Raw genomic sequence first — 23,469 nt, 5'->3', positions numbered from 1 at the left:
TGATTAATCCTCCTTGCACGGAATCCTTATTTTCACGTCAAAACCCGTTTCCTTCCCAGACGAGAAAACAGCCTCTCCGCCAAGTGCGGCTGCTCTTTTCTCAATTCCTTTCAGACCATTTGATTTTATGATCGTTCCGCAGGCTGAGCCGTTATTATGAATATGCGCCAATATCATGTTTCGGTTTTTTTGAATCCGGACAGAAACATATGAAGCATGTCCATGCTTTATCGCATTCGTAATCGTTTCCTGAACGGATTGATAAAGACAATGCTTCACATCCGGCTGTTCCGCTTCTATGGCCGCATCCATCTCCAGCTCGAAGCGTATGCCTCCCGCCTCTTGAAAATGGCTGAAAATGTCACGAAGCTCTTGCTCAAATCCCCGCCCCGGCAAAGAGCCCTGCAGCAGCATAACGGCCTGGCGAAGCTTTAAAATGGATTCTTTCGTAAGATCATGCGCCTTATGAATGATCTGCTTCACTTTGTCCGGCTGATGCCCGGCTGTCTTCCCGGCAAATTCCAAATTCATTTTCAGAGCAGCCAGATAATGACCGAGAGAATCATGCAGCTCCTGCGCAATTCTTGTTCTTTCTTTCGTAACGGCCAGTTCCTCAATCCGGTCTGAATATTCCTTCAGTGTATCATTAGCGATCTTCAGCTCTCGGTTCAGCAATTCAACCTTCGACTTCTCCTGCAGGTTTTTCCTATATAAATAAATCACCGCAAACATGATGAAGTATGGCGGCACGATATCACTGACACCCGCTCCGCCGGCGTATAAAGCTGCGGCAAATGCGGCGGCATTCATCGTTAACAAAACAGCCGAAATCTGCTTATCAGTAATAAGCACCTCCGCCAATAAAAGCACCATTACGGCCTGTGTCCCCACACTATAGACATTGTACAAAAGAACTCCCGCGATAACGCTGCTCAGGAGAAAAGAGCCTTGATATATAGCCGGTCTTCTCTTCATATACAGCGGCCGCAGGCAGTCATTAGCCGTCAGCATCATCACGAGCACAGACAAAAAAACCTTCAGCTCCCCCCGGCCGGGAGGAAGCTGAAGAATCGCATGAAAGATTGATAGTAATGCAAAACCCCTGATCAGTAACTTCGTATGTGCAATCTTCATCGTATTCTCCTTACAAATGAGCGGCGGCTTTCCGCTCCACGTTCAGCACATCATACAGCTCATCAAGCGAATGAATCTCGTATGTCGGGATGATTCCGGACTCATTTGCTTTCTTTCCGGGATTAAACCAGCACGTATCAATTCCCGCCATCTGACCGCCTTTTATGTCCGCGCTCAGTGAATCGCCGATAATAAGTCCGCCCTCGGCAGAAAAACCGGGAATTCTCGCAAACACGTAATCAAAGTATTCCTTCATCGGCTTTTGAAAACCCGTGTCCTCAGATACAAACACATCTTTAAAGAACGGATACAGACCGGAGTCGCCCAGCCGCTTATATTGTGATCTTGAGACGCCGTTCGTCACGATGTATAAATCAAATAAAGGACTCAGCCGTTCAATCAGCTCATAAGCTCCGTCTATCATCTGGTGCCCTTCTTCTAAGTATTGGCGGTACGCCTGATTCAACAGCACGCCGTCGGCTTCGAGGCCGTATTCTTTAAACAAAAGGGCAAACCGTGTATTCACCACTTCATCGCGGGTCATTTCCCCCTCTTCAAACGCTTTCCACAGCCCCTGATTTAACGCTTTATAACGGGCTTCCACCTCTGCCGTCAGCTCCAGCTTTGAACCTTGAAACAATTTTTGAAGAGCATCGGTTTCTGAAGCGGTAAAATCCAGCAGCGTATTGTCTATATCAAATAATAACGTACGGTAATGACTCATCGATGTTTCCCCCGGTTCTGCTTTTTTAACCAGTATACCACTCGCGGACAAGCCGAAAAAGACACCCCTGTAAGAGAGGTGTCTTTTTGAATTATACAGCGTCTTCTATTTTCGATTTTTCACCAGGCATGCGCTTGCCGATACCGAACGCATAATAGCTGACCGTCACAATCGCCAGGAAAATCACCCCGACAACCAAAGAAATCCGCGTATCTTTGTTAAACCACATGCCGATCAATACCATGAGTAAGAAAGCGATCGTCAAATAGTTTGTAAACGGCGCAAAAGGCATCTTAAACGGATGCTTATCAAGCTCAGCGCCCTTCGCTCTTCTGAAACCGAGATGGCTGATTAAAATGACGAACCACGGAATCATTCCCGGTAGCACACTCGCGCTGTACACATAGACAAAAACTTTCGGAGGCGCGATGTAGTTCAGCACGACACCGATCACAAGTCCGATTAATACCGCAAGCGTACCGAATATCGGCACACCGCTCGAAGAAACTTTCTTAAAGAATTTCGGGGCCTGTCCGTTCACGCCCAATGTATAAAGCATGCGTCCCGCACTGAATATCCCGCTGTTGCATCCGGACATCGCAGCGGTAATCACAACAAAGTTAATCAAACCGGCCGCCGCCGTAATCCCGACTTTCGCAAATGTCGAAACAAACGGACTGCCGAGTGAGTGAAGCTCATTCCACGGATATACGGTAACGATGACGAAAATCGCACCGATGTAGAAAATTAAAATCCGCCAAATAATACTCTGAATCGCGCTTCGCAGCGTTTTTTGCGGGTCCTTCGCTTCTCCTGCCGTAATCCCGATCAGCTCGACCCCTTGATAGGCCGCAACGACCAAAGACAAAGCAAAGAAAAATCCTGAAAAACCATTTGTAAAGAAACCGCCGTGCGACCATAAATTAGATAATCCGATCGCATGCCCTCCGTTACCGAAACCGAAGAAAATAATCCCGATTCCGGCCACAATCATCAGAATAATGGTGACGATTTTGATCATGGCAAACCAAAATTCAAACTCACCGAAAGATTTTACCGAAATTAAATTCGCCGCACCGAGAATGGCCATGGCGATAATGCCGGGAATCCATGCCGGCAGATCAGGAAACCAATATTTCATATACGAACCGACGGCGATAATTTCAGACATCCCGACGATCACCCATTGAAACCAGTTGCTCCACGCCGTCATATAGCCGGCTAACGGATGTATATACTTATGGCCGAATGTCGCAAACGACCCTGTACTCGGCTCTACATAGAGCATTTCGCCCATCGCACGCATGATAAAAAAGATAAAGATACCTGAGATCGCATAAGCCAGCAGGACAGACGGCCCGGTCCATCCGATCGTGCTGGATGACCCCATGAATAAACCGACACCGATCGTGCCGCCCAGCGCAATCATCTGTATATGACGCGCGCCTAAGCCTCTCTTTAATTCTTTGTTTGCCACTTCGCTTCCTCCTCTTAACAGCTCTGATATATGTGAAATAATGAAGCAGAAGGTGCACCTGTTGAACCTAACTCACTCTTCATTTCCCGCAATATTAGAAATATTTTAGCTTTCTATTGTTATATAATCTCCAATTTCCTTATTCCATCATAATAAATTTTCGTGGAAAATACAATTGTTTTTTTCAGGTAAACACCTTGCACCCTAAACCAACAGACTAAAAATAAAGCGCTTTCATTTTTATTGAATTATGAATATTGAGATAATAAATGTCGCAGCCTCCGAGAAACAGGATGTCCCTGGAGAAACATGTTCCGCCCCCTATTCAATATTATTTTTGCTAAGCAGAATGGCGTAAAGTCTTACTCTCTTCCATTCTCCCTTGTATACGCCATAATCCTGCTTAACCCGGCAAAAATCATGCATTAATCGATAAATGCCTCATTCAGCCGCAGCAAAAGCCGGCTGAACATTTCTTTTTCATCGCCTGACCAATCGTCAAGCATATGTCGGTATCGATCAAGACGCATCTTTTTATCAGCTTTTAACCTCTGTTTGCCAAGCTTCGTAATCGCAAACAGACTGACCCGCCCGTCAGAAGGATCGGAAAAACGCTGGATCAGCTCTTTCGACTCCAAGGCCGCGGCCTGGCGAGACAATGTGGAAATATCCAGCTTAAAAGATTCGGCTAATTCCTTTACACGCGCCGGTCCGAATTCATCCAGCTGCCGTAATAACAAATACGCAGCCCTTTCCAGATGTCCGATTTTACGGTCGGAGTTATCAAGATAAACAGCTCTCCTGATAAAAGTGGTGAGCTCATATTCAATTAATTCAATCGGATCTAGTTTTGACAACAGCCTCACTCCTTACAATTGACAACAGCAACATTAGTTGTATAATACAAACATATGCACATTTACTCAGAAAACATATAGAAAGATTTTGCATACATATATTTGTATAGTACAAATATATGCGCAAAAAGTAAAGAAACATATCGAAGCATCAAGAAAGGGGGAAGCTGCTCTTCTCCAAAGAACAGCATTGTCGTGAAAGTCATACGCATCATCTTGCAAATCATTATTTTATTCGCATTTTCCTTTATCGGGGGAGCCGTTCAGCAGTTCTTTCACCTGCCCATTCCCGGAAGTATCATCGGTTTGATCCTGCTGATCATATGTTTATCGGTTAAGATCATTCCCGTCAAAATGATTGAAGACGGAGCCGGATTTTTGCTGTCTTTTCTTCCGCTGTTATTCATTCCGGCCATGACGGGCGTCATCAATTACCCGTCACTGTTTTCCGCCAGCGGGGCTGCTCTGTTTCTGATCATCGTGCTGAGCACCATCGTCACAATGATCGCCGCAGGGTACGCCAGCCAGCTGTTAGAGCACAAAGCCAATCAGAGAAAGGAGAAAAAGAAGTGCAGCAAACATGTATCGCAATCTTTATAATTTTGTTCACGGCCGCCGCCTATCTGGCTATGGTGAAATTATATGTGCGCTTTCCATATCCCTTTCTCATACCGGTTTTGACGACTACGATTTTCATTATCGCCGTGCTGCTTGTTTTTCATATTTCGTATAAAGACTATATGATCGGCGGCCAATGGATCAATTCACTGCTCGGCCCCGCCGTGGTGGCTTTGGCATACCCGCTTTATAAGCAGCGCCGGGTGTTAATCAAGTATATGTTTCCGATCATCGGCGGCGTGTTGGCCGGTTTATTCTCCGGAATGGTCAGCGGCCTGCTATTTGCAGAGCTGTTCGGCATCAGCCGGAGTTTGATTTTGTCAATTATCCCAAAATCAATTACGACGCCTGTCGCCATACAGATTGCGTCCGGTATCGGCGGTGTCCCTTCCATGACAGTCGTGTTCGTCATGATCGCAGGGTTTTCCGGCGTTATCTTAGGACCGCTGCTTCTCAAGTGGATCCGCATCCGCAGCTCACTCGGGAAAGGAATTGCATTCGGGAGCGCTTCCCATGCGCTCGGCACCTCAAAAGCAATGGAGTACGGAGAATTAACGGTCTCCATGAGTTCTGTTTCCATGACGCTCTGCGCCGTGTTAGGGTCGGTCTTCGGCCCCGTCGTAGCATGGATGTTTCAAATTTAAAGCTGACGGTTCTCCGTCAGCTTTTTTCATGTGCGGATCATCTCATTTCCTTCCATTATTATGTTTCATTTGTAAGAATAATGGTAAAGTAGAAAACAAGGAGGGATTTAATGATGACTGGAGCAATTCCGCAAAAGAAACTGCTGGATGGGACAAGCATTCCCGCGATCGGCTTCGGTACATACGCTCTTAATGGAAACAATGGCGTTCATGCCATTACCAGCGCCATTGATATCGGCTACCGTCTGATTGACACCGCTTATAACTATGAAAATGAAGGGACGGTCGGAGAAGCCATCCGCAGAAGCTCTGTTCCGAGAGAACAGCTATACGTGACGTCCAAGATGCCCGGACGCTACCATGACTATGACAAAGCTGTACAAACCATCCAAGAATCTTTATACCGCGCCGGTCTGGACTACTATGACCTGTATCTCGTCCATTGGCCGAATCCGAAACAAGACCGCTACACGGAAGCATGGCAGGCACTGATTGATGCGAAAAAATGGGGCCTGATCCGATCCATCGGCGTCTGCAATTTCCTGCCTGAGCATATCGAACGGCTCGAACGTGAAACCGGCGTAAAGCCAGGCATCAACCAAATTGAACTGCATCCCGCTTTTAATCAGCAGCAGCAGCGCCAATGGCACGAAGAACAGGGCATCGTGACAGAATCATGGAGTCCGTTATCCCGCGCCGGTGAAGTATTGAACGATCAAAAACTCGGACAGATTGCGGACAAATACGGCAAAACCATTTCTCAAGTCATTTTACGCTGGCATATCCAGCTGGGCGCCATCCCGATTCCAAAATCAGCATCGCCCGAGCGCCAGCTTGAAAACATCTCCGTTTTTGATTTCTCTCTTGATGAAAACGACATGAGCATCATAGACTCGCTTACCCGCCCCGACGGACGCATAAACGGCCAAGACCCGGCGGAGTATGAGGAGTTTTAAGAAAACACATAAAGAAAAGCTGACGGCATCATTTGTCAGCTTTTTTCTCATTTTATATACGCACACCCAGCTCCCGTTTCCATTCAGAAAGCCAATCTGTATCCCCAGATCCGTATTGCCTGCTTTGGCCGACATCACGCAGAGATCCGTTTTTATACTCAATGGACAGCACCAAATCAGGAATGGCATCATAACCCGTTCTCGCAAGCTTCGCGAGCGCCTGTCCGTAATGGGCGGCCGCTTCTGCCGCCGTATGTTTCAACAAAGGATCGAGCTGCAGCGCTTCCTTATAGACGTCTAAAAGGTCACGGCCGTCTTCTGTGACGTACTTTCCGTCCACGATCTGCATGTCTTTCAGATGATAGCCGGTCACCTCATACATTTCCCGAACGACTTGATATTTCTCATATGTTTCCGGCGTAAACTGCGAGGAGTCATCACCCCGGCTGCGAATGATGTGCGCAAACAGCTCTTTGCTGTTTTCCCCGGAGTTTAAGACGGCTTCAATCTGCTGAGTGAGCTCTTTATCGTCAGTCCCATTCACTTTTAACAGATAATCAATCGGTGATATCGTAAATGTAAGATTCGCACCCTCCGGAATCTGAATATGATTCCGATGAAAAAGCATATCAATCTGCTGATTCACCTGCGCCCGCTGAAACACCCTTTCATTTTCGACTTGAATCTCTCCGTTGAGCGTTTCACCCCGAAACGCCGCATCACGGAAATCATAGCTCTGGGCTTTCCCCTTAAACAGCCATTCCGTTTCGTTATGATAAGCGGCCTGACGCTCTGATTCTGATAAATCACTCCTGAAATAAGGTGAATCGGCACGCTGGTATTTGTCCTTAATATAACGCAAAGGATCTGATTTTCGTTTATTGATTTCATTGATACGGCTGTATTTCTCATCAAGAATCCTGCTCGCAATATCACTCTCAGACTCATACGGATTATCAGCGTCTATTACCGTCTCATTCCCATTATCCGTAATCGTTTTCTGATTTGCAGATTGATATAAACGGGACAGGCTGCTCCCTTTCTCAGTGACACCGCTCCTTGAATAATTCATCTGGCTCAGATCGCGGGTCCCGCTTGCCTGAATCAATAAGCTGTCCGGCCCTTTTGCCGCATCTTTCCCATTTGTTTTGGAAGAATACCGCTGAAGCACTTGCTGAGCCATTATTTGATTTTTTATATAACGAGCGTTTAGGCGCATGTTTTTAACCTCCGCTTGAGATGATGTTCTAGTGTTTGTATCGGCTGTTTTCCAGTTGATTTTAACCTAAAATAACAAATGTTTACATCATGAGGGTTTTTATGTATGATGTAGTCAAAAAGGGGGATTTTTCCATGAAAAAGTATGTATCTATGCTATTTGTCAGTGCAATCGTATTATCAGGCGTATTGATTGCACCTTCAGCCTCAGCCTCTGCGTCTCAAAAGAACTCATCACAAATAAGCGCTATTACAGGAAATCACTCATTTGAAACTGCCAATCCAGTAGGCTACTGGAAATATAAAAATATTGATACAGCCGTATTGCCGAAAGGGGAAAAAGAATCGTACTTCACTTTCACGGCAAATAAGGGAGAAAGACTCTATGTCAGGAGCTCAACAAGAAGTGAATACAAGGGAATGAGCATTGAAATTTATAATAAAAACAAAGTGCTGATCAGTAAAGGCACAGAAGTGATAAACCCTGATACGCCGCTTCCTTTTATCTATGCCATTACAGATGCGAAAGAAAACAACGAGACGTTCTACGTGAAAGTGTCCCGCGGCTCATACACTGACGATATATACTTTACACTCTCCATTTACGATCGAATCAAAACCGGAAGCGAGACCTTCTCATTCAGCGGCACGGCTGAAAATAAAGGAAATACAAGCCTCAGTCCGAATGGATCAGATTCAACCGTTCTCAGGCTCGACTTAACCAAACAAACAAGCATTCCAAAAGACGCCATAGTGAAAAGAATCAGTACCGCCGCGACTCAAACACCAAGCCAAGGAAACACAAGACACTGCATAATGTCTGAAGAGAATAAAGTGTGGCACCGCGCACTCGCAAACAGCTCCACTCAAGGCAATTACGATATCACACTGGATGATAACCTCTCAGTCTCAAGCATCTGGAATTTTAAATACAACACACTCGCAACAGCAAAATCGACTATGAAAAATGTGAAATTGAAGATTGATTATGAGTACGATGTGACAACGCAGTTTTAATTAGAAGAACAGCCGCCCATTGGGCGGGCGGCTGTCTGCTTGAAGTTTAAGTGAATTTATGAGCCCGTTCCTTTCCTTATCCTGTTATAAATTCTTTTTTATGATAGATAGCCGCAGCAATGAAAAATGAAATGATATATAAGATAACGCCGATCATGAGATATATAATCGGGATATATAAAGAAGGATTTATGTGCAAAAATGACAGCGGTACTTGTTCTGCTACATACCCAACGACACTTTGCAATCCAAAGGTAGCAAAAAGTCCCCCCATTGCACCTCCAATCACGATAGCATCGGATTTTTCCGGGCCTATCATGTAGAGAAGAGGATAAACGATTGCACCGGCAAAGAGAACGATGAACGTTCCAAAAGAGACAATATTCAATATGCCGTCAATTGGTTCATCAGAACCCAGGCTGTATACAAGGAAAATACCATAAGATATTACAGCTCCGATCACAACAATCAAAAGATAAAAGACATAGTGACTTTGAACAATATTTGTTCTGCTGACCGGTAAAGTCAGGACATACTTATCATAGCCAGACTTGCTCTCATACTTTATTACCTCAAGTGCGGGCATAACGACAAACAAAATAATCAGCATAGCAACAAAACGATGCATTGAAGCATCCCCAAAATAAAAAATGACTGCTGATACCAATATGGCCAACCCCGTGTATGCAAAGAAACTTCGATAAACCAAGTAATAGTTAGTCAGTAACAGACCTCTCAATGTTTTCACTCCTCGTTAAAAAGACGCTGATTTCTTCTATGGAAATGGTGTTGGCCGTTACGCCATTTGGCAATTTCTGTCGATCCGATACAAGCACACTCCAATAAGATCCATGATTCCTTTTTGCTAGAACGATATCCTCCTCAAGCTCAGCCAATCGGCCTTCATCAACGTCTATAACAGTATAGCTTTCAAGAACCTTATCTTTCTCTTCATTTAATAAAATTTCGCCATCTTTCATCATAATGATATGGCTGGCTATCTTCTCGACATCAGTCATAATGTGCGATGAAAGTAAAATACCGCCGTTGCTTTTACTCACAAAGCTTTTTAATTCATTTAACAGATCATCTCTTGAAGAGGGATCAAGCCCTCCCGTTGCTTCATCCAGGAGTAATAATTTTGCATTATGCGACAAAGCAACAGCTACGGATAACTTCATTGACATGCCGCGCGAGAATGTATTCACTTTTTTGTCCATAGGTAAAGAGAAAGAATGAACCAACCGATAAAAATTGTCTTGGTCCCAAGCACCGAATAGTTTTTTAAATACATGATTCAGCTGTTTTATCGTAAGATGCGCGGGCAGATTCATCGCATCAAATACGACCCCAATATCTTCTTTGAACTTTATATGTTTATCCAGATTCTCTTTACCAAAGATTTTCACTTTACCTCTATCCTGAGAGATTAACCCTAATATCGTTTTAAATGTTGTTGATTTGCCTGCGCCGTTATCACCGATAAAACCGACAATGGATCCGGCAGGCACATTGAATGTGACATCTTTTAAAACAGCTTTATGACCAAAAGATTTGCTGATGTTTCTGATTTCTAAAAGGTTTGACATCATTCCACTCCTATCATTCTTGTCAGGACTTTTTTAAAAATTGAACCGGATTATTGCAAAAATATTATGATTTTTATATCTAGTCGAGGTATTCATAAAGAGGCAGGAGTCGGCAAATACAACAGGGATTTTAAAGTCTTTTAATCATAATTTGGATGTGTAATCGATTGATTACGTTTATATAATGGATATTCATGATGAAAAATACTGGAGGTGATTACTTTCCGATGAGGCATGCACAAAACAATTTACTAATGATTACATTTATGGATTTTAACCGGAATGCATCTCGTATTATAAAGCAGGTGTTAATCCTTTTCAATATATAAAAGGGGATTTCTTTACAATCGCAAAGAGTATGTATTTCTAATTTCTGCATTAAAAAACCCCTCTGGCTAATAACCAAAGGGGTTAAATATATTATTCCACCGTAACACTCTTCGCAAGGTTGCGCGGTTTATCAACGTCACAGCCGCGGTGCAGTGCAGCGTAGTAAGCGATCAGCTGCAATGGCACAACAGAAACCAGCGGAGCAAGTGCAGGGTTGACTTCCGGCAGGATGAATCTGTCGTCTGCGTCTTCTAAGCCTTTCAGCGAGATGATGCAAGTGTTGGCGCCGCGGGCTGCGACTTCCTTCACATTTCCGCGGATGCTCAGGTTGACGTGTTCTTGTGTCGCAAGCGCAAAGACCGGTGTTCCTTCTTCAATCAGAGCGATTGTTCCATGCTTCAGCTCGCCGCCGGCGAAGCCTTCCGCCTGGATGTAAGAAATCTCTTTCAGCTTCAGGGCGCCTTCGACACACACGAAGTAGTCAAGGCCGCGGCCGATGAAGAAAGCGTTTCTTGAAACAGTCAGGTACTCACGCGCGATCATTTCCATTTCGTCCTTCTGGTCGCAGAGGGCTTCCATGGCGTTTGCCGCGATACCTAATTCTTTGACTAAATCAAAACCGATATCAACGCCGTTGCGTTCTGCTGCAACGGATGCAAGGATCGCGAGGACGGCAATCTGAGCCGTATACGCTTTTGTTGATGCAACCGCGATCTCAGGGCCTGCGTGCAGAAGCAATGTGTAATCCGCTTCACGGGAAAGCGTTGATCCCGGAACGTTTGTAATCGTCAGCGCTTTGTGACCCAGCGCTTTGACTTGAACAAGCACGGCGCGGCTGTCCGCTGTTTCTCCGCTTTGAGAAAGGAAGATAAAGAGCGGCTTCTTAGACAGAAGCGGCATGTTGTAAGAGAATTCACTCGCTACATGCACTTCAACCGGTACGTTTGCCCACATTTCAATATATTGTTTCCCGACAAGACCGGCATGGTAGCTCGTTCCGCAAGCCACGATATAAATGCGGTCCGCTTCCGCCACGGCGTCAGCGACATCGCCGGCCACGGCCAGTCTGCCGTTTTCGTCCTGATACGTTTGGATGATTTTGCGCATAACAAGCGGCTGCTCATCCGTTTCTTTTAACATGTAGTGAGGGTATGTGCCTTTTTCGATATCACTGGCGTCAAGCTCAGCGATATAAGATGCACGTGTCATGACTTCACCGTCAAGGTTTTTAATCACGGCTTCGTCTTTTGTCACGATCACCATTTCTTTGTCCAAAAGCTCAACGTATTCATTCGTTACTTGAAGCATAGCCATCGCGTCAGATGCCACGACGTTAAACGTATCTCCAAGGCCGATTAACAGAGGGCTTTTGTTTTTTGCAACGTAAATGGTGTCTGTGTTTTCACCGTCAAATAATGCAATTGCGTAAGAGCCTTTTAACAGAGTCAGTGTTTTGCGGAACGCTTCTTCTGTGCTGAGTCCTCCCGCCACAAATTGCTCGATCATTTGAACGACTACTTCAGTGTCCGTGTCGCTTTTCAGTTCAACGTTTTCAAGATATTCGCGCTTCAGCTGAACATAGTTCTCGATCACACCGTTATGAACAAGTGTAAAGCGGCCGAGTGCGCTTTGATGCGGGTGAGCGTTCAGGAAGCTTGGTTCGCCGTGAGTCGCCCAGCGTGTATGGCCGATTCCCGCTTGAGATTCAACCGTGTGATCCACCACTTCACGAAGGTCGGCGATGCGGCCTTTTTCTTTGTACACATGCACGCCCTGCTCATTCGCCACAGCGATACCGGCAGAGTCATAACCGCGGTACTCAAGCTTCTCTAATCCTTTTAACAAAATCTCTTTCGCATCAAGCTGACCGATGTAACCTACAATTCCACACATATTTTCTTCCTCCTAAAGGTGTAAAAGGAGACGAAGAAAGTCAAATTACAAGGGGACTTTCAATCGTCCCCTCCCACATGTTTTTTTGGAAGATCATGTGATTTCCCTTTGTTCGGAGAGTCGCCCCTCCGGTTTGAAGAAATCCTTACGGCTGTGATCTAAATGAATCAGCCGGGAGGCATCCGCCGAAAATTCGATAACCTCCATCCTCGTCAACTAAGCCGTTTTTCGGGCGCTTAGTTCGGGCGCTGTAATTATAAAAGATGCAAACAATCCCGCCTTTCCTGCAAGTGAAAAACAAAGGCTGAACAAGCTTGATTTTACAGCATGTGCCAAGGACGGTCAATTATTTTTTGCCGCCCCGGCATCATGTTTACTATCATATTATGCTGATCGCACTTGTCTTGTTCGCTCTCTGCTTATAAACTTCGCTACTCCGCTCCCATTTCTGTCCGCACGACATCCACGATTTTTGTGACATATTCGTCACAAAGCTCTTTTGTTCTCGCTTCGGCCATCACGCGGACGAGCGGTTCGGTGCCTGACGGGCGCACTAAAATCCGGCCGTCTCCGTTCATTTCTTTTTCCACTTCAGAAATAACGGCCTTCACCTTAGCGTTTTCTTCTACCTTATATTTATCCGTCACTTTCACGTTCACTAAAAGCTGCGGGAATTTTTTCATTTCATCGGCAAGTTCTGAAAGGGTTTTGCCGGACGCCTTCAGCGTATTCACAAGCATGATCGCAGACAAAAGACCGTCGCCGGTAGTGTTGTAATCAAGGAAAATAAGGTGCCCCGACTGCTCGCCGCCGACATTATAGCCGTCTTTTTTCATCGCTTCTACGACATAGCGGTCGCCGACTGCCGTTTGAACGCTTTTGATTTCTTCTTTTTCAAGCGCTTTGTAGAAACCGAGGTTGCTCATCACGGTTGATACGACGGTATCATCCTTCAGACGGCCTTCTGATTTCAAATACTTCGCGCATATGTACATAATCTGATCACCGTCGACGATGTTTCCTTTTTCATCGACGGCAATGAGGCGGTCGCCGTCTCCGTCAAACGCAAGGCCTATATCGGCGTTTTTTTCTTTGACGAAAGCACTCAGCGCTTCCGGGTGTGTAGAACCGACGCCATCATTAATGTTTAATCCGTTCGGAGACGTCCCCATTGTAGATACGTCAGCATCGAGATCGGCAAAAAGGTGCGTCGCAATGGAAGATGTCGCACCATGGGCGCAGTCAAGCGCTACATGAATGCCTGTGAAATCTTCGTCCGCCGTCTGCTTTAAAAATTGCAGATACTTTTGAACGCCTTCAAAATAATCGTTCACAAGCCCGAGGTCCGCGCCTGTCGGTCTCGGCAGCTTATCTTCCGGTTCATCCATAAGACGTTCAATCTCGGCCTCCTGCTCATCAGAAAGCTTAAAGCCGTCCCCTCCGAAAAATTTAATCCCGTTATCCTGTACGGGGTTGTGAGAAGCGGAGATCATGACGCCCGCCTCAGCATCCATGGCTTTCGTTAAATAGGATACCCCCGGCGTAGAAATAACGCCGAGGCGCATCACTTCAGCTCCGATCGATAAAAGTCCGGCGACAAGGGCTCCCTCCAGCATATGTCCGGAGATACGTGTATCACGGCCGATCAGCACTTTCGGGCGCTGCTTATCTTTGGTCAGGACATAACCGCCAAAACGCCCAACTTTAAAGGCCAGCTCTGGCGTAAGCTCGCTGTTGGCAACACCTCTTACACCATCTGTTCCAAAATACTTGCCCATTTTGTATCGCTCCTTTTTCATTCTGTTGAAGAAGAATCAGCGCTTGATCCGTCTTCATCCTGGTCTTGATTTTGATCCTGGTTTTGACTTTTATTCTGATCGCTGTCAGTGTCGTCTTCCCGGTTCTTGTTCTTGTCTTTGTCTGCATCTCCGCTTGTGCCGTTCTTATTGCCGGAATCAGCGGAACCGCCGTTATTTTTATTTGAACTTGTGTTTTTCTTAGAAGTCAGCTTGATCTTAACCGTGTCTTTTGACAGGGACCATGTGACGTTTTGCGGGCCGTTTACTTCAAGCTTTACAGAGTGCTCTCCGTCCTCCAAGTCCGAGACATTGGCATACAGTTCAATGTCCGACTTTTTCAGCGCCTTAATGTTGGCGGGAGAGCCTTTGGCCGTAATATTTATCGCCTGCGATTCAGGATCGAGAAACTCAATCTGCTGTGAGCCTCCCAGTCCGACCGTCTTGATTCCGACATTGTCAAAATCCTTTTTGTCTTCACTGTCCACTTTAACATGAAGCGTGATTTTTTCCGGTGATACCTTAGTGACACCCTTAGGAAGCGGGATATCGGCATTGATATCGGTATCTTTATCAATTTTGCCTAAATCAAGAGATACGCCGTCAATAAATTCCAGTGAATCCAGCACATCCTGCGGGCCGTAAACCGTCACCTCACTCGGATTCGAGTCAATACTCGCAACGCTCACCCCGTCCGGAAGACTTCCCTTCCTTTCGATTTTGAAAGGAAGCTTTTTGCTCGGACTGGCTACGGGAACCGTCACTTTAATGACTGACGGTTCAACATCAACAGGAAGTGCGTTGCCGTCTTTGTCATAGACGGTCACCTTCACTTCCTTTTCAATGGTCTCATTTGCATTTTCAAGGTTCACGGATGCTTTGACAAGTGAAATGTTATCAATCACATTTTTCGAACCTGTAATCTGCACGTTTTTCGGGCTGATAATCGGCTGCTGAGGGGTGTATCCCTTTTTCATTTTGCTTTTATTGTAGTATTCAACTTCCACGGGAAAACTCTCAGCCGTTTTTTCCTGAATCGTAACCGTCGTGACTGACGGGTTAATGGAGATCGTCAGTCCGTCCGATACGTTTTTCGCTTTCAATTCGACCTTATGAGTCCCGGTCTTCAGCTTATTCATATCGGCGTATATCTCAAAATTCTTCGTCTGTCTCGCCTTTTTCACCGCGCTTGTCGAGCCTTTAATCGTGACATTTACGGTCTGAGGCACGCCGGTGACGACATAGTTCGCTTCATCATAGTATGCTTTTACAGGAATATCAGTAAGCGTAGCCTCGTCAGTCGTTGATGTCGGAAAAAAGGATTCCCCCGGCTTTTTCGGAGTCGGCGCCTGGTTGTTGTTAACCGCAACGTAAAGCAGCAGCGCAAAGAGCAATGCAATGATCTTTACAGCCCAGCGGTTGTTTAAGAATTTATCCATTTTTCTTGCCCCTCCAGTACCAGCGGTTAGAAGAAGTATCTCTGGCGTTCTTCTTAAACTCGGCTTCAAGCATTTCTTTCAGTGCTTCTTCCGTCAATTCTCTGTGAAGGTCTCCGTTTTTGGCCACACTGATGGCGCCCGTCTCTTCAGATACAATAATGGTTAAGCTGTCCGTCACTTCACTGATGCCGACAGCCGCTCTGTGACGCGTCCCCAGCTCCTTTGAAATAAACGGGCTTTCAGAAAGCGGCAGATAACAGGCAGCCGCCGCAATCTCGTTATTTTTCATAATGACCGCTCCATCATGCAGCGGTGTATTCGGGATGAAGATATTAATCAAAAGCTCCGAGCTGACCTGCGCATTAAGCGGGATGCCCGTCTCAATATAATCGCCCATTCCCGTATCGCGCTCAATCGCGATGAGTGCGCCGATGCGGCGTTTCGCCATGTAGCTGATCGATTTTGTAATCGCTTCAATTGTCTTATGCTGCGCTTCCTCCACGGGGGTTCCGCTCCTGGAAAAGAACCGGCCCCGTCCGAGCTGTTCAAGCGCCCGTCTCAGCTCAGGCTGGAATATAATGATGATCGCTAAAAATCCCCATGTTATCGCTTGGTCCATCAGCCACTGAAGCGTGCTGAGTCCCAAATATGAACTGGCCATCCGGACCAATACGATGACGACGATTCCTTTTAAAAGCTGAACCGCCTTCGTCCCGCGTATGACCATGATTAATTTATATATCACATACCAAACAAGGAGAATATCAACGGCATTGCCGAGGTATTGCAAAAATGGGATGTCCTCAAAAGCCATTTCCTCGTCCTCCAAGAATTCAGTCATTTCGTTTTTCTGTTATGAATTGTGCTGCATGAGCAATATGTACATCATATAGCGTGCTCATTATACCACATTTTGATTTCTCAAGTGAAATGAGCCAGCGCGGCGATGCACAAAAAAAGAGTAAAGCGATTATACGCTTTACTCATCTTCATTCGGGTCCAAAGCGCTCACGACGCCCTGGCCCGCCGATTTCAGTTCGTACCAGACCCAGTCAAACAATTGGTTAATCTCTTCAATCTGCCCGGTGACTTGTCCGGCTGAGGCCATGTATTTTTCTCCGTTGACGACGGTCACATTGCCGTCGACTTTTCCTTCAATGAACAGCTTGCCGTTTTTTACTGTGACATCGCCTTTTACGGTCTCGCCTTCAGGGACGGTGACCGTGTGATTCTGCACGACAAGGTTCGGCTGTTTGGACACACTGAAATTGTGGTCATTATGCCAGCTGTTGAAAAAACCGCCGCCCATTAAAATCACAAAAACCGCTGCGGCTGCAATCATCGGATGAGTTTTGATCCATCGTTTTACAGAAGCGCGTTTTTTCTCTTTTGGAAGATTCGCCATAACTTTGGCAGTAAAATCAGCAGGGGCCGTGACATGCGATGTGCTTCGGACGAGTGCTACGGATTTCTCCATTTCATGAAAATGCCGTTTGCAATTCCCGCATGACTGCAAATGTTGTTTTAATACGTTTTCATCTTCAGGAAGGATATCTCCATCAAGATGCTTATGCATAAGCTGCACGATCTGTTCAGGACAGCTCATTTCATCACCCCACTTAAAGATCCCTTAATTGTTTTCTAAGAGCCTCTCTGCCTCTGTGTATCCTTGTCTTGACGGTGCCGACAGGGATATTCAGAATCTCCCCGATTTCAATTAAAGAGAGTTCGTCAATATACTTTAATACAATTACCGTTCTGTACTTGTCAGGCAGCTTTAAAATCTTTTTCTGAATTGTGTCCGACAGCTCCAATGACAATACGGCGTCTTCAGGGAGAACCCCGTCCGCGGCGATCTGCGAATACATCGTCAGCCCTTCTGCTCCCGCTACTTCTGCGTCCAGATAGTAATCAGGCTTTTTCTTGCGGATGCGGTCAATGGTCAGGTTGGTCGCAATTCTGTAAAGCCACGTTGAAAACTTTCTGTTGATATCGAAACTGTCGATATTGACATACGCTCTGATAAAAGCTTCCTGCGCAATATCTTCCGCTTCGTGAACATTGCCGAGCATGCGGTAGCAAAGCTGGTAAATCTTATCTTTATAAAGGTCAACGATTTCTGCAAACGCATTTTGATCGCCTTTTTTGACTTGCTTGATTCTTTTTTTAATCAGGTTTTCCATGTTTTATCTTACCTCTGCCCTTCACCGGTCTGTATCTATACGTTGATTGTTTTAAAAGGTTTCATTTTTTTATTACATTTATTTTACCAAATTTCAGGCAGGGTGTAGATGGAAAATACAGAATATACTGCCTTAACAGCAGCTTAAAAATAGTATATCTGATGAACAATCAGAAATCGAAACAAAATGCTGATAAAAAAAGACACCTTTATGCAAAAGGTGTCTGATACTGGGCTAGCTGGATTCGAACCAACGCATGACGGAGTCAAAGTCCGTTGCCTTACCGCTTGGCTATAGCCCAAAAATGGTGGAGGGGGGCAGATTCGAACTGCCGAACCCTGAGGGAGCGGATTTACAGTCCGCCGCGTTTAGCCACTTCGCTACCCCTCCGTATTTTTTTAAAAAACAGTGCCGGCCAGAGGACTTGAACCCCCAACCTACTGATTACAAGTCAGTTGCTCTACCAATTGAGCTAGGCCGGCAAATATGGTGGAGGATGACGGGCTCGAACCGCCGACCCTCTGCTTGTAAGGCAGATGCTCTCCCAGCTGAGCTAATCCTCCATATGACCCGTACGGGATTCGAACCCGTGTTACCGCCGTGAAAGGGCGGTGTCTTAACCGCTTGACCAACGGGCCGTTGTGTCCGCGTCGAGCTGACAAAAGTTATTATATACAGGTTGTACCCCATTTGTAAAGAGAAAAATTATTTTTTTTATTTTCAAACTTTTTTACCCGTTTTTTAACTGAAAAACTCATCCCTCCTCTCTTATTTCATTTATGATGAAAGTATCAAAATATTGAAGGGAATGGACACAGATGATCTTAGTCAGCTCTTGTCTCGGCGGTATCGAATGCAGGTATAACGGCTCTCACGCCGCTTCGGAAAAAATCCGCAGACTCGTAGAAGAAAAGAAAGCTGTTATGGTCTGCCCCGAACTTTTGGGCGGCTTCACCACTCCCCGCGAACCGGCGGAAATCATCGGCGGCACGGGCGAAGACGTGCTGAACGGAACGGCAAAAATCGTAACGGCATCAGGCGAAGACGTTACGGCTTTATATATGGACGGCGCGGAAAAAACATTAGCATACGCAAAAGAAATAGGCGCCGCCACGGTCATCCTTAAAGAAAACAGTCCGTCCTGCGGCAGCAGCTTTATCTATGACGGCACTTTCTCAGGAAAAAAAATACTCGGAGACGGCATCACTTCCGCTCTTTTAAAACGGGCAGGCTGCCGTGTTCTATCAGAAGATGAATTGGATCAATTATAAAAAAGGAGAGTAGATATCATGGATGTAGCCCTGTCCTTTTATAAACCGGAGCATGCAGACGGGCTTAACGGGTTTGTGCTGAGTGAAGAAGATAAAAAGTTCACAGCTCTGCCGATAGATGTCCTGCCGCAGGCTCTTGTCATCCGGGATCGCTACCCGACAGTCATTTTAAAAGAAGACCACCCCGTCGGTTTTTTTATTTTACATACCTCAAAAGAAACCATTGCCCCGTATTCGAACAATGTGTCTGCCATTTTGCTGAGTGCGCTGTCCTTACATGCGCCGCATCAGGGAAAAGGTTATGCCAAACAAGCGATGCTGCAGCTCCCCGCTTTTGTCGCAAATTACTTTCCTTGGTGTGATGAAATCGTGCTTGCAGTAAACCATCGCAATCATCGTGCAAAGAACCTGTACAGGTCTTCCGGTTTTATTGATAAAGGGCGGCGCAGGATCGGCCCGATCGGTGAACAGCACATTCTGCATCATTTTTTGTGAAAGCGCTTGATTATCCATCTCATCCCTGCCGATTTTTCTTGAAACATCTATTCAGAAGCCCATATACTTCAAGTATTAACGACTTGGGAGGGTACAATCATGACAGACCGGCTTAACATTCACAGATTGACCACAGAAACCAGAAATCCGCAGACCGCTTCAATCCATCAAGCAGACACGATGGAAATTCTCCGCATCATTAACGAAGAGGATTTCAAAGTGGCTGAAGCCGTTCAGCAGGTGCTGCCCGATATTCAGATTGCCGTTCAATTCGCCCATCAGTCCTTACGGCGAAACGGCAGGCTGATTTATGCGGGAGCGGGCACAAGCGGCAGACTCGGTGTACTGGATGCGGTTGAATGCCCGCCTACATACAGCGTAAGTCCCGACACCGTCATCGGTCTGATGGCCGGAGGGGCAGACGCCTTTTTGCAAGCGGCTGAAGGTATAGAAGACAGCGAGGAAACCGGCGCTCTCGATCTCAAAACGATCGGGCTTACCTCAGAAGACACCGTGATCGCCATCGCGGCAAGCGGGCGCACGCCGTATGCGGCCGGTGCGCTGAAATACGCAAAAACAATCGGCGCCAAAACCGTCGCGCTCACATGCAATAAACACTCATTGATCAGCACTTATGCCGATCACAGCATTGAAGTCGTCGTCGGCCCCGAAGTGATTACAGGGTCAACACGAATGAAAGCGGCGACGGCACATAAAATGATTCTGAACATGATTTCCACGGCCGTGATGATTAAAAGCGGCAAAGTGTACGAAAATTTAATGGTGGACGTTCATGTCAGCAACGAAAAATTGAAAGAACGCGCAATCGGCATTATCCAAAGCATCACGGGCGTTCCGTACGACAAGGCAAAAGAAACGCTTGAGGCCGCAGGCAGCCATGTCAAAACGGCAATCGTCATGCTGAAGACGAATTCGGACGAAACACACGCGAAGGCACTGCTCAAAGAATCAGACGGCTTCATTGACAAAGCCATTGAACAGCACGTTTCAAAAGAAAAAGAACGCTGATCGTTCTTTGGTGGAAATAATGTGTTTTTACGAGCCCGCGCCGTTTTCATAATCGGCGCAGGGGCTTTTAGAACGCGTTTCATGCACAGCTCCCCGGGAAAAATCGCACGGACAAAGGAGGATCTCCATGAGCAAAGAGGCATTTTATCAGTCACTGGCCAAAGATATCCTGGACAATTGCGGCGGTTCATCGAATATTTCAGGCTTTACCCACTGTATGACACGCCTGAGGATTACACCTTTAGATCAGGACAAAACGGATATTGAAGCGCTGAAACAGCTTGACGGGGTAATAGGCGTCGTCGAAGCCGAAACACTGCAGATCATTCTCGGCACGGGTGTCGTCAATCATGTCGCCGACGCTTTCGCAAATCTTATGTCATCCGGAAAAAACATTGATTTAAAAGAAGCCGCCTCACGGAAAAAAGCCGATCTCAACAGAAAAAACACCACACCCATCACACTGTTTCTGAGAAAAATATCAAGCATCTTCATTCCCCTTATTCCCGCACTCATTGCATCAGGTTTAATCACCGGTATTACGAAAGCCGTCATTCAGGCCGGCTGGCTCCCGAAAGAATCCCAAATCGCACTTATTTTAACGGTTATCGGTTCAGGCTTATTCGCTTACCTCGGCGTCCTTGTCGGCATCAATGCGGCGAAGGAATTCGGCGGGACACCCGCGATGGGCGGCCTTGCGGGCATATTGATCCTTAACCCTGAGATCGCCAATATCAGTTTGTTCGGAGAGAATCTGCTCCCGGGCAGGGGAGGATTAATCGGCGTTCTTTTCGCTGCGGTTTTTATCGCTTATACCGAACGGTTTATCAGAAAGTACGTCCATCAATCCATCGACATTATCGTCACGCCTACATTGTCTTTACTTATCACCGGGCTGGTGACATATGTCGTGTTTATCCCTGCAGGCGGTTTTATTTCTGATCTGATTACATCAGGTTTATTGTCACTGCTGAATGTCGGGGGAGTGCTCTCAGGGTTTGTACTGGGAGCCGCCTTCCTGCCGCTTGTCGTCACCGGCCTGCATCAAGGCTTGACTCCCGTACATTTGGAATTAATCCGATCAATCGGAGATGACCCGCTTCTTCCGATTCTCGCGATGGGAGGCGCGGGTCAAGTAGGGGCAGCCTTCGCCATCTTTATGAAAACAAAAAAAGCCTCATTGAAAAGAGCGATCGGCGGCGGACTTCCATCCGGTCTGCTCGGAATCGGAGAGCCGCTCATCTTCGGCGTCACGCTCCCGCTCGGCCGGCCGTTTTTGACGGCGTGTTTAGGGGCGGGAATCGGCGGCGCCTTTCAAGCCCATTTTCAGGTGGCTACTTTTTCAATCGGTGTCTCCGGCCTTCCGCTCTCCTTTCTCGTACAGCCGGCTCAAATCGTTTTGTATATCATCGGTCTCTTCATCTCTTACGCGGCGGGCTTTGTCTTCACTTATGCGTTTGGATTTAAGGATGACATGGCTGCTGAATTTGAATAAACCGGGAGGGATCAGAATATGAAAACACTGACAGCCGCCATACTCACAATGGTCATCAGCCTCTCTTTTCTGCCGCAGCACAAAGCCGAAGCCCAATCCAAATTATACGACGCAGCAAAGCTCAGAAAGGTTGATCAAATGATTGAAAAAGACATCGCAGCTGGATTCCCCGGAGCCGTCCTCGTCGTCGTAAAGGACGGACGGGTGATCAAAAAGAAAGCATACGGCTACAGCAAAAAATATGACGGGAACACCCTTTTATCCCGTCCGAAAAAAATGAAAACATCAACCATGTTTGATCTAGCTTCCAATACAAAAATGTACGCGGCCAATTTTGCATTACAGCGACTCGTCAGCCAGGGAAAGCTTGATGTGTATCAAAAAGTCTCGGCTTACCTTCCTGATTTCAAAGACAGAAAAAGCGATCCGATTCAAGAAAAAGACCGCATTCGCGTCATCGATGTGCTCCAGCACCAATCCGGTCTGCCGGCAAGCTTTTATTTCTATCAGCCGGACACCGCAGGCCCTTTGTATTCACAAGAACGGGATAAAACGATCCGTTTTCTCACCCAAATCCCGCTTGAATACAAACCGGGAACAAAACACGTATACAGCGATATCGGTTACATGCTTCTCGGCTGCATCATTGAAAACATAACCGGAAAAACCCTTGATGCCTATGCGGAACAAGAACTGTACAAACCGCTGAAACTGACGCACACACTGTTCAACCCGCTGCAAAAAGGCTTTAAAGAAAAAGCATTCGCAGCTACTGAACGTTTAGGCAACACACGTGACGGAGTCATCCATTTCCCTCACATCAGGACGTATACGCTGCAGGGGGAAGTTCACGATGAAAAAGCATTTTACTCCATGGGAGGGGTGTCCGGTCACGCCGGGCTGTTTTCCAGAGCTGATGATATGGCCGTCCTTCTTCAAGTCATGCTGAACGGCGGCAGTTATAAACACGTTTCTCTCTTCAATAAAAGAACGGCCGATTTGTTCACAACGGCGGCATCCTCTGATCCGACTTTTGCTCTCGGCTGGCGGAAAAACGGCAGCCCGGATATGGAGTGGATGTTCGGCCCTTATGCAAGCAGGCAGGCATACGGCCATACGGGATGGACCGGCACCGTCACGATTATTGATCCCGCTTATAAGCTGGGGATCGCACTTTTGACCAATAAAAAGCATTCCCCCGTCGTCAGCCCCGGTGAAAACCCGAATGTTTTTGAAGGGGATCATTTCCCGACCGGAAGCTACGGCAGCGTCATAAAAACGATTTATGAAGCCATTGAATGACA

22 protein-coding genes and 5 tRNA genes are annotated in these 23,469 nt (G+C 46.4%); 9 read left to right on the top strand and 18 right to left on the bottom strand.

All coding sequences use genetic code 11. From position 1 onward, the window contains the following. Positions 1-3: 3 nt before the first annotated feature. The 4 genes from K3G25_RS14895 to K3G25_RS14880 form a co-directional block, all read right to left on the bottom strand. On the bottom strand, positions 4-1,134 hold the full coding sequence (locus tag K3G25_RS14895; protein ID WP_232489370.1) for a sensor histidine kinase: 1,131 nt from the start codon (positions 1,132-1,134) through the stop codon (positions 4-6). 10 nt (positions 1,135-1,144) lie between these two features. Continuing rightward, complete coding sequence (locus K3G25_RS14890) at positions 1,145-1,858, bottom strand: YjjG family noncanonical pyrimidine nucleotidase (RefSeq protein WP_021495325.1); 714 nt, start codon at positions 1,856-1,858, stop codon at positions 1,145-1,147. A gap of 91 nt (positions 1,859-1,949) precedes the next feature. Beyond that, complete coding sequence (locus K3G25_RS14885; protein ID WP_022552512.1) at positions 1,950-3,335, bottom strand: amino acid permease; 1,386 nt, start codon at positions 3,333-3,335, stop codon at positions 1,950-1,952. A gap of 425 nt (positions 3,336-3,760) precedes the next feature. Next, positions 3,761-4,192 (bottom strand): MarR family winged helix-turn-helix transcriptional regulator, encoded by a 432-nt coding sequence (locus tag K3G25_RS14880; RefSeq protein WP_103527195.1) that lies wholly within the window; start codon positions 4,190-4,192, stop codon positions 3,761-3,763. A gap of 195 nt (positions 4,193-4,387) precedes the next feature. Here K3G25_RS14880 and K3G25_RS14875 point away from each other — a divergent pair, with 195 nt between their 5' ends. The 3 genes from K3G25_RS14875 (at position 4,388) to K3G25_RS14865 (ending at position 6,410) form a co-directional block, all read left to right on the top strand. After that, on the top strand, positions 4,388-4,792 hold the full coding sequence (locus K3G25_RS14875; RefSeq protein ID WP_003156751.1) for a CidA/LrgA family holin-like protein: 405 nt from the start codon (positions 4,388-4,390) through the stop codon (positions 4,790-4,792). After that, positions 4,762-5,454 (top strand): LrgB family protein, encoded by a 693-nt coding sequence (locus K3G25_RS14870; protein WP_065180906.1) that lies wholly within the window; start codon positions 4,762-4,764, stop codon positions 5,452-5,454. The genes K3G25_RS14875 and K3G25_RS14870 overlap by 31 nt, the downstream gene beginning before the upstream one ends. A gap of 110 nt (positions 5,455-5,564) precedes the next feature. Beyond that, positions 5,565-6,410: an aldo/keto reductase gene (locus K3G25_RS14865; protein ID WP_109566653.1), complete on the top strand. Its 846-nt coding sequence runs from the start codon at positions 5,565-5,567 to the stop codon at positions 6,408-6,410. 52 nt (positions 6,411-6,462) lie between these two features. Here K3G25_RS14865 and K3G25_RS14860 read toward each other — a convergent pair whose 3' ends face one another. Then, positions 6,463-7,629 (bottom strand): DUF4885 family protein, encoded by a 1,167-nt coding sequence (locus K3G25_RS14860; RefSeq protein ID WP_109566652.1) that lies wholly within the window; start codon positions 7,627-7,629, stop codon positions 6,463-6,465. A gap of 134 nt (positions 7,630-7,763) precedes the next feature. On the opposite strand from K3G25_RS14860, the gene K3G25_RS14855 reads away from it, so the two are divergent. Next, on the top strand, positions 7,764-8,645 hold the full coding sequence (locus K3G25_RS14855) for a hypothetical protein (RefSeq protein ID WP_232489369.1): 882 nt from the start codon (positions 7,764-7,766) through the stop codon (positions 8,643-8,645). A gap of 76 nt (positions 8,646-8,721) precedes the next feature. Here the strand turns inward: K3G25_RS14855 and K3G25_RS14850 are convergent, their stop codons facing one another. The 13 genes from K3G25_RS14850 to K3G25_RS14790 form a co-directional block, all read right to left on the bottom strand. After that, positions 8,722-9,384 carry an ABC-2 transporter permease gene (locus K3G25_RS14850; RefSeq protein ID WP_109566650.1) on the bottom strand — a complete coding sequence of 221 codons (663 nt, stop codon included), beginning with the start codon at positions 9,382-9,384 and terminating at the stop codon, positions 8,722-8,724. Then, the gene (locus K3G25_RS14845; protein WP_232489368.1) at positions 9,362-10,234 is read right to left on the bottom strand and encodes an ABC transporter ATP-binding protein; all 873 of its coding nucleotides are present in this window, start codon (positions 10,232-10,234) and stop codon (positions 9,362-9,364) included. Before K3G25_RS14845 ends, K3G25_RS14850 begins: the two co-directional genes overlap by 23 nt. 420 nt (positions 10,235-10,654) lie before the next feature. Next, entirely contained in the window at positions 10,655-12,457 is a 1,803-nt protein-coding gene (gene glmS, locus K3G25_RS14840; RefSeq protein ID WP_003156758.1) for a glutamine--fructose-6-phosphate transaminase (isomerizing), read from the bottom strand. 431 nt (positions 12,458-12,888) lie between these two features. Continuing rightward, positions 12,889-14,235 carry a phosphoglucosamine mutase gene (glmM, locus tag K3G25_RS14835; protein ID WP_007408011.1) on the bottom strand — a complete coding sequence of 449 codons (1,347 nt, stop codon included), beginning with the start codon at positions 14,233-14,235 and terminating at the stop codon, positions 12,889-12,891. A 17-nt stretch (positions 14,236-14,252) separates the two neighbouring features. After that, positions 14,253-15,692 carry a CdaA regulatory protein CdaR gene (locus K3G25_RS14830; protein WP_022552504.1) on the bottom strand — a complete coding sequence of 480 codons (1,440 nt, stop codon included), beginning with the start codon at positions 15,690-15,692 and terminating at the stop codon, positions 14,253-14,255. Continuing rightward, entirely contained in the window at positions 15,685-16,506 is an 822-nt protein-coding gene (gene cdaA / locus K3G25_RS14825) for a diadenylate cyclase CdaA (protein WP_003156763.1), read from the bottom strand. The genes K3G25_RS14830 and cdaA overlap by 8 nt, the downstream gene beginning before the upstream one ends. A 165-nt stretch (positions 16,507-16,671) precedes the next feature. After that, positions 16,672-17,298, bottom strand: coding sequence for an anti-sigma-W factor RsiW (gene rsiW, locus K3G25_RS14820; protein WP_003156765.1), 627 nt, complete (start codon positions 17,296-17,298; stop codon positions 16,672-16,674). Between the two features lie 13 nt (positions 17,299-17,311). Next, on the bottom strand, positions 17,312-17,875 hold the full coding sequence (gene sigW / locus K3G25_RS14815) for an RNA polymerase sigma factor SigW (RefSeq protein WP_003156766.1): 564 nt from the start codon (positions 17,873-17,875) through the stop codon (positions 17,312-17,314). Positions 17,876-18,104: 229 nt separating this feature from the next. Continuing rightward, positions 18,105-18,176: transfer RNA gene (locus K3G25_RS14810), tRNA-Gln, on the bottom strand. Between the two features lie 4 nt (positions 18,177-18,180). Further along, positions 18,181-18,265 (bottom strand) — tRNA-Tyr (locus K3G25_RS14805). Between the two features lie 19 nt (positions 18,266-18,284). Then, positions 18,285-18,357 (bottom strand) — tRNA-Thr (locus K3G25_RS14800). A 5-nt stretch (positions 18,358-18,362) separates the two neighbouring features. Then, positions 18,363-18,438, bottom strand: a tRNA-Val gene (locus K3G25_RS14795). A 3-nt stretch (positions 18,439-18,441) separates the two neighbouring features. Beyond that, positions 18,442-18,513, bottom strand: a tRNA-Glu gene (locus K3G25_RS14790). A gap of 180 nt (positions 18,514-18,693) precedes the next feature. Here K3G25_RS14790 and K3G25_RS14785 point away from each other — a divergent pair. From K3G25_RS14785 to pbp4b, 5 genes are all read left to right on the top strand, one after another. Further along, positions 18,694-19,146 (top strand): 2-thiouracil desulfurase family protein, encoded by a 453-nt coding sequence (locus tag K3G25_RS14785; protein WP_014416775.1) that lies wholly within the window; start codon positions 18,694-18,696, stop codon positions 19,144-19,146. 18 nt (positions 19,147-19,164) lie between these two features. Next, positions 19,165-19,641, top strand: coding sequence for a GNAT family N-acetyltransferase (locus tag K3G25_RS14780; protein ID WP_232489367.1), 477 nt, complete (start codon positions 19,165-19,167; stop codon positions 19,639-19,641). A 99-nt stretch (positions 19,642-19,740) separates the two neighbouring features. Continuing rightward, positions 19,741-20,670 (top strand): N-acetylmuramic acid 6-phosphate etherase, encoded by a 930-nt coding sequence (murQ, locus tag K3G25_RS14775; protein WP_061861787.1) that lies wholly within the window; start codon positions 19,741-19,743, stop codon positions 20,668-20,670. Positions 20,671-20,797: 127 nt separating this feature from the next. Further along, complete coding sequence (locus K3G25_RS14770; protein WP_061861786.1) at positions 20,798-22,165, top strand: PTS transporter subunit EIIC; 1,368 nt, start codon at positions 20,798-20,800, stop codon at positions 22,163-22,165. 18 nt (positions 22,166-22,183) lie between these two features. Continuing rightward, positions 22,184-23,467: a penicillin binding protein PBP4B gene (pbp4b, locus tag K3G25_RS14765; protein ID WP_014416772.1), complete on the top strand. Its 1,284-nt coding sequence runs from the start codon at positions 22,184-22,186 to the stop codon at positions 23,465-23,467. The last annotated feature ends 2 nt before the right edge of the window (positions 23,468-23,469 follow it).

The sequence above is a fragment of the Bacillus sp. FCW2 genome (assembly GCF_021228595.1).
Classification (GTDB): domain Bacteria; phylum Bacillota; class Bacilli; order Bacillales; family Bacillaceae; genus Bacillus; species Bacillus velezensis.
Note: the sequence above shows the minus strand (reverse complement) of the source record. Positions and strands in the feature narration are given on the sequence as shown.